Source organism: Vibrio sp. Y176 (assembly GCF_033438945.1).
Genome location: NZ_JAWOQS010000001.1, coordinates 162,751 through 176,190 on the forward strand (window position 1 = coordinate 162,751; position 13,440 = coordinate 176,190).

At 43.3% G+C, this 13,440-nt stretch carries 16 protein-coding genes; 10 read left to right on the top strand and 6 right to left on the bottom strand.

The genetic code is table 11. The annotated features are described in order from the left end of the window. Positions 1-143 precede the first annotated feature (143 nt). The 3 genes from R7O13_RS00795 (at position 144) to R7O13_RS00805 (ending at position 2,186) form a co-directional block, all read left to right on the top strand. Positions 144-503, top strand: coding sequence for a hypothetical protein (locus R7O13_RS00795; protein WP_033906302.1), 360 nt, complete (start codon positions 144-146; stop codon positions 501-503). A 214-nt stretch (positions 504-717) separates the two neighbouring features. Then, complete coding sequence (locus R7O13_RS00800; protein ID WP_005373945.1) at positions 718-1,236, top strand: glycine zipper 2TM domain-containing protein; 519 nt, start codon at positions 718-720, stop codon at positions 1,234-1,236. Positions 1,237-1,406: 170 nt separating this feature from the next. Next, the gene (locus R7O13_RS00805; RefSeq protein WP_154204187.1) at positions 1,407-2,186 is read left to right on the top strand and encodes a methyltransferase domain-containing protein; all 780 of its coding nucleotides are present in this window, start codon (positions 1,407-1,409) and stop codon (positions 2,184-2,186) included. A gap of 63 nt (positions 2,187-2,249) precedes the next feature. On the opposite strand, the gene R7O13_RS00810 is transcribed toward R7O13_RS00805, so the two are convergent. Beyond that, complete coding sequence (locus R7O13_RS00810) at positions 2,250-3,131, bottom strand: DMT family transporter (RefSeq protein WP_005373940.1); 882 nt, start codon at positions 3,129-3,131, stop codon at positions 2,250-2,252. Positions 3,132-3,224: 93 nt separating this feature from the next. On the opposite strand from R7O13_RS00810, the gene R7O13_RS00815 reads away from it, so the two are divergent. From R7O13_RS00815 to R7O13_RS00825, 3 genes are all read left to right on the top strand, one after another. Next, complete coding sequence (locus R7O13_RS00815; protein WP_005387224.1) at positions 3,225-4,109, top strand: LysR family transcriptional regulator; 885 nt, start codon at positions 3,225-3,227, stop codon at positions 4,107-4,109. A 180-nt stretch (positions 4,110-4,289) separates the two neighbouring features. Next, entirely contained in the window at positions 4,290-4,904 is a 615-nt protein-coding gene (locus tag R7O13_RS00820; protein ID WP_005373936.1) for an outer membrane beta-barrel protein, read from the top strand. A gap of 160 nt (positions 4,905-5,064) precedes the next feature. Further along, positions 5,065-6,732 (top strand): ABC transporter substrate-binding protein, encoded by a 1,668-nt coding sequence (locus R7O13_RS00825; protein WP_225491676.1) that lies wholly within the window; start codon positions 5,065-5,067, stop codon positions 6,730-6,732. Positions 6,733-6,807: 75 nt separating this feature from the next. Here the strand turns inward: R7O13_RS00825 and ompV are convergent, their stop codons facing one another. The 4 genes from ompV to R7O13_RS00845 all read right to left on the bottom strand — a co-directional run bounded on the left by ompV (position 6,808) and on the right by R7O13_RS00845 (position 10,721). Continuing rightward, positions 6,808-7,584, bottom strand: a complete 777-nt coding sequence (gene ompV, locus R7O13_RS00830; protein WP_017635134.1) for an outer membrane protein OmpV — start codon at positions 7,582-7,584, stop codon at positions 6,808-6,810. A gap of 221 nt (positions 7,585-7,805) precedes the next feature. Continuing rightward, entirely contained in the window at positions 7,806-8,339 is a 534-nt protein-coding gene (locus R7O13_RS00835) for a copper resistance protein NlpE (RefSeq protein WP_005373930.1), read from the bottom strand. Positions 8,340-8,599: 260 nt separating this feature from the next. Then, complete coding sequence (locus tag R7O13_RS00840) at positions 8,600-9,829, bottom strand: quaternary amine ABC transporter ATP-binding protein (RefSeq protein WP_213961014.1); 1,230 nt, start codon at positions 9,827-9,829, stop codon at positions 8,600-8,602. Further along, complete coding sequence (locus R7O13_RS00845; protein ID WP_318302728.1) at positions 9,822-10,721, bottom strand: proline/glycine betaine ABC transporter permease; 900 nt, start codon at positions 10,719-10,721, stop codon at positions 9,822-9,824. Before R7O13_RS00845 ends, R7O13_RS00840 begins: the two co-directional genes overlap by 8 nt. 498 nt (positions 10,722-11,219) lie before the next feature. Here R7O13_RS00845 and R7O13_RS00850 point away from each other — a divergent pair, with 498 nt between their 5' ends. The 3 genes from R7O13_RS00850 to nqrM are packed head-to-tail and all read left to right on the top strand — an operon-like array spanning position 11,220 to position 12,224. Further along, positions 11,220-11,510 carry a DUF134 domain-containing protein gene (locus R7O13_RS00850; protein WP_005373924.1) on the top strand — a complete coding sequence of 97 codons (291 nt, stop codon included), beginning with the start codon at positions 11,220-11,222 and terminating at the stop codon, positions 11,508-11,510. Further along, a complete protein-coding gene (locus R7O13_RS00855; protein WP_137282820.1) occupies positions 11,507-12,013 on the top strand; it encodes a NifB/NifX family molybdenum-iron cluster-binding protein in 507 nt (168 codons plus the stop codon). The genes R7O13_RS00850 and R7O13_RS00855 overlap by 4 nt, the downstream gene beginning before the upstream one ends. A 1-nt stretch (position 12,014) precedes the next feature. Further along, positions 12,015-12,224, top strand: a complete 210-nt coding sequence (gene nqrM / locus R7O13_RS00860) for a (Na+)-NQR maturation NqrM (RefSeq protein ID WP_017635136.1) — start codon at positions 12,015-12,017, stop codon at positions 12,222-12,224. On the opposite strand, the gene R7O13_RS00865 is transcribed toward nqrM, so the two are convergent. Further along, positions 12,202-13,014 carry an aminoglycoside phosphotransferase family protein gene (locus R7O13_RS00865; RefSeq protein ID WP_165439083.1) on the bottom strand — a complete coding sequence of 271 codons (813 nt, stop codon included), beginning with the start codon at positions 13,012-13,014 and terminating at the stop codon, positions 12,202-12,204. The two genes, nqrM and R7O13_RS00865, sit on opposite strands and share 23 nt — an antisense overlap. Positions 13,015-13,201: 187 nt before the next feature. Between R7O13_RS00865 and R7O13_RS00870 the strand changes: the two genes are divergently transcribed. Further along, positions 13,202-13,396, top strand: a complete 195-nt coding sequence (locus R7O13_RS00870) for a hypothetical protein (protein WP_005373920.1) — start codon at positions 13,202-13,204, stop codon at positions 13,394-13,396. Positions 13,397-13,440 lie beyond the last annotated feature (44 nt).

The window sequence follows — 13,440 nt, forward strand, 5'->3', positions numbered from 1 at the left end:
TCGTGGACGGTGTATCTCATCCGACACTAAACTCAGTCTAATCACGTAGTTTATTCCCACGTACCATGAGCTCACTCGGGTATAGACGTCTATCTGCTTTTATGACTTTGGGCTTCACGTAGTTGCTTGAATCAGGAGTCAAAATGAACCTAGTAGTACATTTGCAAAAGAAAGCGATCCGAAAATATGGCTATGAGATGGCCACTCGCCAAGCATGGAAGTGTGGTATCAAGGCAAATCTTGTAAAGCGCGTGATTGGCCTTTTTAAAGGACAAATTGTTTGTGTGGTTGAAGGTTGCCGAGCAGAGTTTTCTTCTCCTCTTAATAACCCCCTTCACGAAGATGGCAAGCAGGGGCGATATGTGTTTGTTGGCGGTGTATGCTGGGAACCAAATAACATTATAGCGCCTGGTTTCCCTGATTTTATGTTTATGCACGTGCGTAATCTAAGCCACCGTCATAAGTATTTAACGGATGACGAACTATTTTTGAGCTTGGCTTAAAAATAAATCTCATAGACTAGTCCAGCCCAATCATAATCAGTAGTGATACAGTTTTAGCTCTGTTGACATTCTGCTGAGTGTTTCTTGACGTATCTCTTATAAAACAGTGTTTCTTTACTTGTTAATAACAGAGGGTTTGTTTTCGTCTGATGTGATTTCCCTTTTGCGATTTACCATAACGCTCATCAAAGCAAACCATACTGGGATGTAAATCATGAATATGAAATCTATCGCAATTGCAACGGCAGTTGTTGCTGTACTAGCAGGCTGTAAAGACAAAACGCCACCAGCTCCAACTCAAGCAAACATTACTTTGGTTGAAGCGGTGACTGAAACGGTGAAAAAGCCGCACCAAGTATGTAAAGACGTGGTAGTAACCGAGCAAGTTGCCCCTGCGGATGACAATAAAATTATTGGTACGGTTGGTGGCGCAGCAGCTGGAGCAGCGCTGGGCAACCAAATCGGTGGTGGCTCAGGTAAAGTGATTGCAACTGCAGCTGGTACGATTGCTGGTGCACTGACAGGTCGTAAGATCCAGGAAAATGTGCAAAAAGGTGATGTAGTAACAACGACGAAAAAACAGTGTCATACAGAATATACGACATCTGATAAAGTAGTGGGTTACGACGTCACTTACGAAGTTTCAGGTGCACCAACGACGGTTCGTTTGGCGAGCAAGCCAGCGACAAAAACGTTCCCAATTCAAGATGGTAACGTTGTTCTACCACAATAGTTAGCGACTTAACCGAAGCGATTAACAAGCCCTTTTATCTTTGAGATGAAAGGGCTTTTTCACATAAGCGGCGTTTTCATCTGTTTTCCCATTGGAATGTGCGGCCAGAAATACCCGTTAATTTCCGCGTTCGATACAATCACTTTTCTTAAAGTACGAACGGAAAAAACATGGAAGATTTTTACCTGACCGAGCACGGTTTGGCTGGTTATTTCGAGGCGCAATGGTTCGACAAGTTCATTGAGGAGCAACAGATTGAGATGATAACCAGTCGTTCAAAACAAGTCCCACTTTCTTTTTTGTCATCACCTCACTGCTCCCAAGTTGCTGATTTTATTGCGCAAGCGGTAATCGAAAGCAGCGTTCAGCCTTATTCCCTACTTGAGGTTGGGGCGGCGCTGGGAAGAAATTATTATGAGCTAGTGCAACGCTTACCTAACCTTAAAGAAGCGACGCTTGTGGAGCCTTCAAATAGGTTAATGGATGGCTTGAAGCAACTATTAATAGAAGAACAACGCGTCGGGCTTACTTACCTTCACGATGTGAACACCTTAAACACTTTAGAGGTAGAGAATAGAGGTATCGTACAGAAATGTGCTCATGTTGATTTGACGCTAATTAACCAGCCTTTTGAGCTCGATACTCTCCAATCTCGCTTTGATTTAGTCGTATGTTTAAATGTGATTGATCAATGTGAGTCGCCACTTAGCGTGATCAATGCTCTAAAAAAAACCACCAATGTGGGTGGGCTGATCGTTGTCTCTTGCACTTATCAGTGGAACGCGAAACACATCAAAAATAAAGAAGAGGCGGTTGATGATATCAAAGAATACTTTGCTGAAGGCTGGCGTCTAGTGTCGGAAGCCGAGCATGAATATCGCATCCGGTTTAATGATCGCTTTGCAAGGCAGTTTTTATCTCACGTAGTCGCTTACGTAAAAACCGATTAGAGCCACATAAAAAAACCGAGCGCTTACGGCTCGGTTTTTTAGTCTTTGGGTTAGAGCACAACTTTAAGTAACGTGCGCTTCTTGTTGCTCTTGCAACTTTTTCTTACGACGTTCTCGTTTAGAAAGCCAAACCAGAGGCACAACAATCATAATGGTTCCTATTGCCATAAATATATCTGGCACTTCTCCAAACCAAATCAATCCCACAAACACGGCACCAATTAAGCCACTGTATTCAGCGCTGGCAATTTTGTTGCTATCGATCGAGCGGTAAGCGATGACACATGTTGCTGCATAAATCATGATGAACAGACTTGAGCCAGCAGCAACAGGGAAAGCACTCCAGTCCCAAGGTTCTGCTTCGATCAGAACAAGCAAGAAGGCTACTGGAATACCTGCCAAGTTTGTCATCAATAATGTTTGCATCACAGACTGATTTTTTGGCAGTTTTCGAATGAGCAAGTTATTGATTGCTAAAGTAATTGCAACAACTAAAGCTGAGATCGCTGCCCAATCGATTTGGTCTGGACGAATGATGACCAATACACCGGCAAAGCCCATTATCGCTGCGGCGACCGATTGTTTAGATAGCTGTTCGCCAAAAAAGATTGCTGCAAGCGGCAACATGATCAATGGCGCGGCGTAAAAGATCGCGTTCGCAGTTGCGAGTGGTAAAGATGAGATCGCCAAAACCATGAATATTGCACCAAGTAACCATACGTGAGCGCGAACAGCATGCCACTTAAACCCTTCAAGAAAAGGCGCATTTTTTGTTAGCAAGTAGACTGGCAGCAGGAAAAGCACCGCTGAAATTTGTCGGAAAAAGACAAATTGAAAAATAGGCACTTCATTTCCGACACTTTTAATTAAAGAGTCCGAAAGCACCGCAATGAGATTTCCAACAATTAATAGCAGCATCGCTGCTCCGACCGATGTAACTTTCACTTTTTCCTCTCCTCTTTCTTTGCCAAAGAGTAGGTGATGTCATAGGATGAAGTGAAGTGATATTTATTAGTTTAAGTATGAGATTTTTAGATAATGAAATTACCACCACTCAGAGCGGTTCACTGTTTTGAATCTGTTGCCAGAAACTCTAGCTTTTCGCTTGCTGCTGAAGAACTCAATGTGACGCAAAGTGCCGTTAGTCACCAGATACGACTATTAGAAGATTATTTGGGTGAATCATTATTTATCCGTCAAGGCAGAAAGCTCTCTTTGTCCGATACGGGCACCCGCTATTTAGAGGATATTAGCCCAGCAATTAGCTCAATTGCGATGGCCAGCCAAAAGGTGCGAGAAGGGGACAAAGGCAGCATACGGTTGGCGATTTATAGCTCGCTTGCCGTAAAGTGGCTTATTCCTCGTTTGTCTGATTTTAAGCGCTTACATCCAGAAATCGATCTGACACTCAATATGGTCGTTGGTGATCCTGAACAGACAGACAGCGTTGGCGATTGTTTTATCACGGTAGAAAAGCCAAAGCGAAACTACATGTCGGTAAAGTTATACGCGGAGACGCTGTATCCGGTCTGCAGCCATAAAATTTGGAAAGAGTTGCAAGATCAACCGATTCCAGAAGCGCTTTGGCGATACCCTATTTTGTCGACAGACTCAATTTATCGTGAGAGAGGAAAAGACTGGGCTGAGTGGTGCAGAGCGGGCGGTTACACCTTGCCGAAAGATGTCGATGTTCAACATTTTAGTCATATGTTGTTGGCAATAGAGGCGGCGCGTTATGACCAAGGCATCGCATTTGCGAATGATTTTATGCTTAATGAAAGAGATAAAGCGCACGATTTGGTGTATATCCCTTCTCATGGATTGGAAACCGGCGACAGCTTTTATTTTATTCATAAAAAGAGTCGAGCCAAGCAAGCGGAAATCATCAAGCTCACTAACTGGTTGAAGCAGCAATGCTTGTGAAATGACTAAATTGTCAAAATTAAGAAAGAAAGTGGCAAAGTTGTGTCTAAATATTTCATGTTTTATTGAGTTTTTATTCATTAACATCCACTTGGTTTTGAAACCAAGTGAAATGGATAGCATGGCATGCTTAAGGATGGGCAAAACACAACCTCAATAATTAACAGGCAGTGAAATACAATGTTTAAAAAAACATGGCTAATGACAGCCCTTCTAGCAACATGTTCTGTTGCAAACGCAGCTCCTTACGTTGGTGCATCTGTAGGTCAAGCATCGTTTGGTGATGTTAATGGCTCTATCAATGGTGGTGGTACTAACGCTAGCACTAAACTTAAACTTGAAGATGACTCAAGCCTTTCAGGCAAAGTATTCGGTGGTTACAAATTCAACGAATACATTTCTCTAGAAGCAGCCATTGGTGGCTACGATGCTTTAGACGGCAAAGTTGTTACTGTTGGTGATATGAAGTATCTATCGATTCAGCCAAAAGCGACTCTACCGATTGGCGATCGTTTCAACCTTTTTGCTAAAGCTGGTCTTTCTTACTTCAATGCTGAATTCAAAATTAGCAACTCTGTGATTGACGGTAGCGCAGGCCATACCACCATTTCTGACAGCACTGTAACAGGCATGTACGGTTTAGGCGCAGAGTTCGCTATTACTGAAAACTTTGCTCTACAAGTTGAATGGGAATACATGATGCCTGAGCTAGACATTGCGAAATTTGGCAATGAAAAAGTAACGGTTGATGCAGACATCAATGTATTCTCTGTAGGTATGAGCTACCGTTTCTAAGAATACTTATTCAAGTTACCTCTTGGCTTAGTAAACGTTTGTGACTTCTGTTGGTCGAGCTGAGTCCAAGATTTGAATTTGTTTAGATATAGCACAGGAAGTTTAGTTGCTAAGCGTCCTGTGCTATTTTTTTGCTTTGGAATAACTCTTAGGAATCTTTGTGAACGATGTCAATCTTAGGTATCTGGATCTACTGTTAAAGCACTTTGAACCTCACCAGTATCACCTTGTTACGCTTTCTGAGCTAGAAGCGGTGGTTTGCACGTCGAGGCGCAATGTTTCTATTGTGATGAAAAAGCTTGCCACTTACGATTGGGTCGATTGGCAACCTGCGATTGGCCGAAGTAACGCTAGCCGTCTCAGTATTAATATTTCCCTCCAACAAGCGATGACCGAGTTTTTGGTTGAGGAGCTTGGCAGAGGAAGAATGAACTCAATAACGAAACTTATTGATTGGTTCGGTCAAACCGCGGTTAGAGCACTAACTATCGCATCTGAAAAAGTGAATCGATTGAATGAATCAAATAACGCTATTTTGATTTCTTCTTACCCTTGGGTATCCAAAATCGACCCTGCGAATACTTACCGTCACACTGAATTACACGTCGCGAAAAGCGTTTATGACGTATTGCTGACCCAAAATTCCAATGGTGGTATCGAGCCATCGTTAGCACACGAATGGAAAATGGAAGGCAAGGTAATGACGTTATGGTTGCGGCCAGGCATATATCGCCATGATGGCGAGCCCCTTAACATACAGGATGTGGTTTGGAGTATAGAAAGACTTAGGGAGATAAAAGGACCAGTTCACGAGCTCTGGCAATGCATTGATAGCGTGGTTGCAGAAACATCTAACTGCTTAAAAATCATATTGAAGTATCCGAACAAGTTGTTTCCATACATGCTAGCAACTCCTCATGCGTCTATTCTGTGTCGAGATGTCGTCTCTTTCGGTTCTAGTTATTCCTACCACATAGGGACTGGGCCATTTAAAATCAGCGGCTGGAACCAGGAGAGTATGACTCTTGAAGCGCACAAAGAGTATTTTTCAGCACGCGCATTGTTAGATCAAATAACGCTGTCTCATGGTGATGTTAAAACCTTAAATATGTTGAGCTTTAACCAAAGCTCCGATCACGTTGAAGTGGAAAAAATTAGCGCATTTTCATATCTGACCTACCGCGAACGCGTGGAATCCCAACTCACAAAAGAGACTTGGTATCAACTCGCTGATTACATCCATGTGCAAAAGCAAATTTATGATGCGCCAAGTGCCGTTGACAGCATTCAGTTAGAGACTCATGAGCAAGATTTATCAATAACAGATGGTGTTGTGATACCTAAACTGAAAGGTAAAGTGGTATTAGCTGAACCTGTCTGGACGATTCCGAGTTTAATTCGTCATTCCGAATGGTTGCACAGTGTGATTCGTGCAACGGGATTAGAGTTAGAGATCATTGTTATTGATGACATTAGTTTTCCTGAGGTAGTGTCTCACCAAGCAGATTTGCTCTTCATTGAGGAAGTCATGGAAGCACCATTTGAATATGGCATCTTCGAATGGCTGTCGATAGCAACTGGACTGCGTTTTAGTTTTGATCAAAGCCAGATGTTAAGCCATAGAGAAAAGGTTCGCAGGGCGATGGCAGATGATCACTCGCTACAGTCTTTATTAAACCTAGAGAAAGCGCTGCGCGATCAGTACCTATATTTGCCTTTGTTTGTTGGCTACGAAGAAGTGACAAAAACACAGCAAGTGCGAGGTGTGCAGGTGAAGAATACAGGCTATAGCGATTTACATAGGTTATGGATTGCTCATTCACACTAGAGTCGGTGTTCAAGATTATGCAAATGTCCAACGCATAAAGCCATCGAAATGATGGCTTTATAAGGGCGTATCGGATTAGAAGTTGTACGACACACTTGCGCCAACAACCCATTGGTTTGCGCTATCAACGATAGAAGAGTCGCTGATACCGCTGCCTAGGCGCGTGTATTGTGTCATTTGGCTTACTTGCCAGTTGTCGTTGATTGGCATAACAAGTTTGTAGCCCACACCATAGCTTACCGTTGAATCACCTTTGTATGCTTTGCGGTTTGCGTTTGCTTCGCGTTGTTTCACACCAAAGTAGTAATCTACGTAGTCTTCACTTTGATAAGTTAGGTTAGCAAAAGGAACAAAATCAACACTACCGAATTTCATGATGTGGAAGTAAGTCGCGCCCGCTAAGTAACCTTTGTAAGCACCGCTGATATCGTGCTGAAGGTATGTAGAAATGACGTTGTTTTGATCCAGTGTAAAGTCTGCGTTTAAACCTAGATCGACGGCGAAACGGCGTTTATCTGTGCCTTTCAGGCTTTTCGCTGTATCACCGTCGCGCATTACACCACTACCTACAAGGTAGGCACTCATGTTGATTAACTCATTGGTGTTACCGAAGAAGCGGTAGTTAATGCCACTTAGGTCGGCATTAAAGTCGTCACCATGGTAACCACCGTTGAGAATTGGTGCTGTATTATGCTTTTGATCTTTGAAAAGATCGCTGCCTTGAGCCACACCAGCTTCTACGTTCCAACCGCCTTCGTTGTTGTAGATGTTACCGTTACGAATGTAAGTATCGCCAGCGAAAGCTGAGCCAGCAGCTGTCAGAGTAAGTAGTGCAATTAATGTTTTTTTCATCATTTTTCCGAGTTGTTCTGTTTTGTTTTGAACACTGTACAAAATAACGTTGTAAGCATCTATCGGCAAAGCGTATGGAAATGTAATGAACAATCAGGGTAAGAAGCAGAATGTTGCTTCAGAATAGAAAGGTTGCTGAAATAGCTTTCGTTAAAATAACGAAAAATCCGAGCTGGGGTGGCTCGGATTTGGGGTATTTATCAGGTATTGATACTAACTTCTTACTGTTTCGTTAAGTTGTATAGTGGTGCTAGGTCACCCGTTACTTTTTCGCCATTCATGTCTAGCTTCATAAGTACGTTTTCACCAACAAAGTATTGGTTTGGTGCATCTTCATTTGTCAACGTTACGATGCTGCCATTTGCGTCCCAAGTGAATTGACCTTCAGATTTTGATTGACCGTCTTCTTTGTCTTGGTAGCTTTCTTCAAGTACGTAAGTGCCATCTTGATTTAGTGTGATGGTCATATCGATACCAGCACAATCCGCGCAAGGTAGTGTTCCTTTGTAGGTGCCGTTCCAGTCCAGAGCACTTTGTGCGTTGTGTTCAGAGTCTACAAAAGTCTCTTCAGTAATTACTTGTTCTTCTTCTACTGGTAACGTGTCAATTGTCTCAGTCGTAACGTCTGCACTGGTGGTGACTTCAGTTTCCGTTGCTTGAGGTACTTCAACTGCGCTTGTTTCGGCAGGTTTCTCATCTTGACAGCCTGCAAGAATGATTACCGCGCCTGTTAGTGCCAACATTGTCTTTTTCATTTTATCCCTCTTTAAATCAAGATTTTGTATGAGAGTAATAGTAGACATTTATCGAGGATTTGCGTCATCAAAAAGCAATAGAATGATCTAACTATGTCAATAAAACCGGATATGAGCATGAAATTGTCAGGAAAATCAGAACAATGTAAATGTTGCTTTGGGTATCAAGCTTGAGCCCACAGACAAATATCTAAAAGGGGATTGTGAGCGAGTTAATTGATAACAGCCCACATTGTTGTGAGCTGTATTATCAACATCATCTAAGAGACGTTATTGAAGCTTGAGCGTGAAGTGCCCCGTTTTGTGCTTCGTTGATCAGAAAACAGCTCCGCAATAACCTGACGATTTAATTCGCCTTTCAAATGGCCGTGCTCATCGATGACGGGCAGTGAATATTCACACGACGTGACTTCAGTCAGCACTTGCTCAATGGCTAAATGTGGAGAGATGATAGGCACCTCTTCATAGATATCATCACGCCAATCTGATATATGAGTTAACTTCGCTGCGTTTAGCAATCCTTGCTGTGTTATCACGCCTTGATAGCCTGCATTGGTCTCATGGTAGGCATAATCACGTTTAACACGTTTCATTTCACTCAGTGCATCTTCAATGGTTTCAGCGCGAACACAGTACGAAGGTGGCTGCATCAGCGTTTCGACCGTCAGTGCTCGCGCTCTATTGACGTCTTTTACAAAGGCTTCAACGTACTCATCGGCAGGATGCAGTAAAATTTCGTCTGGTGAACCTTGTTGGACAAGTTCACCGTCTTTAAGAATCGCGATGCGATCGCCAAGTCGAAGCGCTTCATCTAAATCATGAGTAATGAAAATAATGGTTTTGTGCAGCTTCTGTTGCAGCTCTACCAGCTGATCTTGCATTTCGCTCCGAATCAGAGGGTCCAATGCCGAGAAAGCCTCGTCCATCAACAGTATTTCGGCGTCGGTAGCCAGTGCCCGTGCAAGGCCCACACGCTGTTGCTGTCCACCCGATAGTTGAGCAGGATACTGGTGCTCATAACCCGTCAGTCCAACGGTTTCTAACCATTCATTTGCTTTTTCTAAGCGCGCCTCTTTATTCATTCCCTGAACTTCCAAACCATATGCGATGTTGTCGATAACAGTGCGATGAGGCAGCAAGCCAAAGCGCTGGAACACCATAGACATCTTGTGACGGCGAAACTGTTCAAGCTCTTTGTTCGAAAGTTGCATGACATCCACCCCTTCTACCAAAATCTGCCCCATGGTTGGATCGATTAATCGGTTGAAGTGGCGAATCATGGTGGATTTTCCAGAACCGGATAATCCCATAATGACAAAAATTTCACCCTTTTGAATTTGCAGGTTGATGTCTTTTAGTCCGACCGTGTGGCCTGTTTCCGCTAAAACCTGCTCTTTACTATGTCCCAACTTAACGCGCTCAATCACGCTATTGGGCTTGGGGCCGAAGATTTTATACAGACCGCTGATTTCGATAAGTGGACTAGTCATGTTTTGAGTCTCCTAAATGAGCTTGAGTGCGTTTCGCATACGCTTGTGAAGCACGATCAAAAAGGATTGCTAGGGCGACAATGGCTAAACCATTGAGAAGACCAAGAGTGAAATATTGATTGGTAATAGACTTTAGAACAGGCTGACCTAAACCTTTTACCCCAATCATTGATGCGATGACCACCATTGACAGTGCCATCATGATCGTTTGGTTAATTCCCGCCATGATGGTTGGCATTGCAAGCGGAAGCTGAACCCCAAAAAGCCGTTGCCGAGTGCTGGCACCAAATGCGGTTGCGGCTTCCAATACTTCTTTATCAACTAGACGAATGCCCAAATTGGTTAAACGAATAACCGGTGGAATCGCGTAGATCACTACTGCGATAAGGCCAGGAATTTTCCCGATGCCCAATAACATCACAACTGGAATGAGATACACAAATGCCGGCATGGTTTGCATGACGTCGAGTAATGGTGTTACCACCGACTGAATGCGATTAGAGCGCGCCATAGCGATGCCGATAGGGATACCAAGTGCGATGGCAAGCATAGTACATACAATGATGATACTGAGCGTGCGCATAGTATCTTCCCACATTCCAAAATAGCCAATCAGAATCAGCGAACCAAAACATGCAGCGGCCAGTTTCCAAGAGCGACTGGCGGCATAAACGAGAGTGGTGCAGACACCTAAAATAATGAACCAAGGTGTAGAAATCAGAAGCTTTTCAAACCAGACAAGAAACGCCAGGAGCGGATCAAACAGAGACTCAATGAGTTCACCATACTCGCGAGAGAAATCTCTGTAGGCGCCGTCGAGTGTTTTGCGAATCGCCCTGAGATCAGAGGCATCCATTTCCGGGAATTCGCTGAGCCAATTTGAGTCAGACATATGTACTTCCTTTTTCTGATATACCTAAGCGCTTTCAAGAAACTTAATTTGGCAAGAAGAGTAGGGCATCTAGGCCAAGTAATGGTCGTTCGACAGGTTCTGTATCGAAAGTATTACCCTTTAAGCTCAGGCCAATGTCGTCAAACTTCTCTTTTTCGTCCTTAGGTATACATCCTTTAAATAAAACAATCATTAGTGTTCAAACTAATGATTTGCTTGGATTATAGTTTTTCTTCTTCAATAAAATGAACACATTAGCGTGTATTTGTATGAAAAATCTGCGCAAACTAACGTTTTTATTATCCGGTTAATTAGAATTGATCTTTTTGCTCGTTTGTCATCGAAATTTCTAAATTATTAGATGTCTAATTAATGCTGATGTATTACGTATTTGTCGTGTTGATTTTTGCAAACTTAGTTTATTGGCATGTGCTAAAAATGTTATTGGCATATGCCAGTTTAAGGCGTAATTTGACTCTGTGTTTTTGAGGGACAATGATGGCAAGACCAAAGATAGAAAGACGAATATGCGGACGTGCGGCTCACCATTGCTTTAAGCCCAATGGCATTCCATTTAATCAGTTGGAGCAAGTCGCCATATTACCAGAAGAGTTAGAAGCGCTACGTTTAGCCGACTTAGAGGGGCTTAGCCAGCAGCAAGCTGCGGAGCAGATGGGCGTTTCTAGACAAACTTTTGGTAACACAGTAAAAAGTGCAAGATTGAAAGTCGCAAAAAGTTTAGTTGAAGGTCATGCATTAGTTTTTCCGAATGAGGAGTCAAACTTATGATTTATGCTATTCCTAATGATGGTGAGCGGGTGGCAAACCACTTTGTAAAAGCACCATACATCGCTATTTATTCTGATACTGACGGTATGCTAAAAAACTTAGCGAACATTGCTTCTATGCCACAAGCGGGTTGCAATGCGAAGTCTCAGTTGATTCAGTCTCTACAAGGGTACAATGTGGATGCTGTTCTTGTGCGAAATATTGGTGAACGTGTATTGGCAAAGCTACTTAGCAGTGGCACGCCAGTATTTAGGCTGTCTACTCGTAGTTCCTTGGAAGATGTGCTTGCGGTTCCAAGAGAGCCTTTGATTGAGCCCTCTCAAGGACGCCCATCAAACAATCATAAGAAAAGTGTTCACCAACAAAAAGGCGGCTGCGGCTCCTGTGGTTGTGGTGGCCAAAAATCAAAACCCTCCTTGTTGGCAAGACCTAAGGCGCTACTCAAAGCAACATCTAGCCCTGCTATACTTAAGCTAGAGTCGATGGCTAATAAGGCAGGTTAATATGGTTTGGTTATTTACCTTTCTTGGTTTTCTCGCAATCATTTTGTTGATGTCACTTGGCGTCATTTTTCATAACAAGCGTATTCAAGGAAGTTGCGGCGGTTTAAACAACGTCGGTGTTGATAAAGTATGCAACTGCGAAACCTCATGCGCAGAACCTGAAAGGCGTTTATATCAAATCTCAGAGCCTAACTCATCACCTGAGCGCTAAGGCTTTTGGCCCATTGCGGCAAGGTTCGTCGAAACCAGTCCAAATATTTGCTGGTCTGCGGATTTTTTCTGGAGACCAGTATGTTGACTACCTCGACAACGATCCACGCTTTTGCTAATCCGATATCGCGCGCCAATTCTGTTGTTTCACCTTTCTCGGCGCACTTTACATACTTGCCTGCCACCTTCAAGTAATCATCAAATGTGCCCATGCCCTCGATGAGCGGCGCTAAATCTATCGCGACATGCCCTGTAGAAAAGCGTTCCCAGTCGAACAGCACTAGCTCGCCATTTTCGCGCTGTCCCCAGTTTCCAGCATTCGAGTCTCCGGAGATCAAGTTCTGCCTATCAAAAAGGTGCGCCGCTCGTTGTTGTAGTTGGTGGAAGAACTGTTCTGTCTCTGAGCCCAGTTTAAGTGTAGTGAGTGCTTGTTGAGTCGCTTGTGGTGTCCACTGGTGGCGGTGATAAACACCATCTGATGTTGGTGGAAGTCGGTGCAGTTTGACGAGTTGTTCAATGACTCGATCATCTTCAAGTAAGAATGCTTGCTCGACTGCGTGGGGAACGTATTCAATGTACAGAACGTTTTTCTGGTCGTCGAGTTGAATCAAGCGCGGTACGTGTATTCCAAGCGCGTTAAACTGCTCGGCATAGCGTTGATAAAACGCCACTTCTATTTGAGTAGGGTTACGTTTTTCTATTACTTGGACGCCGTCTTTTTCGATGAGAAAAACTTTGGCACTGCCCATTTGGTTGAGTTCTTGTTGCGACACCGGACTTCCTGTCTTCATGTAGAGAGAGCTCACCTTAATCGCTGCACTCACGTTTTCCAATAGCCACGACAAAGTGCCTCAAAAATATTAAATGCAACTGTTTAAATATGATTTTGCTGTGAGTGTCTAAATTTTACACAGTCTCGCCTGTACTCCGATAAATTCGTTCTACGCTTACTATTCGTCTTAATAAAGGAGAACCAAAATGGCTGTAATGAAGCAGGATATTCCAAATCGTGTAACGGTTTACCATGACAATATCGATCAAGAACAAGAGCTGAAAAATGCGATGCTGCCAGAGAAACCGCGCTACTTTAACGGTGCTCCGACTTACAAAGCGAACAGCATCGAAGAGTTTGAAAGCAAAATCAGTCAGATAGGTTTGTCTCTCGATAAATAATTTTTCTTTTACCTAAAAGCGCCCTCAAAATGAGGGCGATTTTT

Coding starts and splice junctions, on each gene's coding strand:
- ompV (WP_017635134.1), bottom strand. CDS start 7,584: ATGAAAAAAACATTAATTGCACTACTTACTCTGACAGCTGCTGGCTCA.
- R7O13_RS00845 (WP_318302728.1), bottom strand. CDS start 10,721: ATGTCTGACTCAAATTGGCTCAGCGAATTCCCGGAAATGGATGCCTCT.
- R7O13_RS00835 (WP_005373930.1), bottom strand. CDS start 8,339: ATGAAAAAGACAATGTTGGCACTAACAGGCGCGGTAATCATTCTTGCA.
- R7O13_RS00800 (WP_005373945.1), top strand. CDS start 718: ATGAATATGAAATCTATCGCAATTGCAACGGCAGTTGTTGCTGTACTA.
- R7O13_RS00820 (WP_005373936.1), top strand. CDS start 4,290: ATGTTTAAAAAAACATGGCTAATGACAGCCCTTCTAGCAACATGTTCT.
- R7O13_RS00865 (WP_165439083.1), bottom strand. CDS start 13,014: ATGAAGACAGGAAGTCCGGTGTCGCAACAAGAACTCAACCAAATGGGC.
- R7O13_RS00840 (WP_213961014.1), bottom strand. CDS start 9,829: ATGACTAGTCCACTTATCGAAATCAGCGGTCTGTATAAAATCTTCGGC.
- R7O13_RS00870 (WP_005373920.1), top strand. CDS start 13,202: ATGGCTGTAATGAAGCAGGATATTCCAAATCGTGTAACGGTTTACCAT.
- R7O13_RS00815 (WP_005387224.1), top strand. CDS start 3,225: ATGAAATTACCACCACTCAGAGCGGTTCACTGTTTTGAATCTGTTGCC.
- R7O13_RS00805 (WP_154204187.1), top strand. CDS start 1,407: ATGGAAGATTTTTACCTGACCGAGCACGGTTTGGCTGGTTATTTCGAG.
- nqrM (WP_017635136.1), top strand. CDS start 12,015: ATGGTTTGGTTATTTACCTTTCTTGGTTTTCTCGCAATCATTTTGTTG.
- R7O13_RS00795 (WP_033906302.1), top strand. CDS start 144: ATGAACCTAGTAGTACATTTGCAAAAGAAAGCGATCCGAAAATATGGC.
- R7O13_RS00850 (WP_005373924.1), top strand. CDS start 11,220: ATGGCAAGACCAAAGATAGAAAGACGAATATGCGGACGTGCGGCTCAC.
- R7O13_RS00855 (WP_137282820.1), top strand. CDS start 11,507: ATGATTTATGCTATTCCTAATGATGGTGAGCGGGTGGCAAACCACTTT.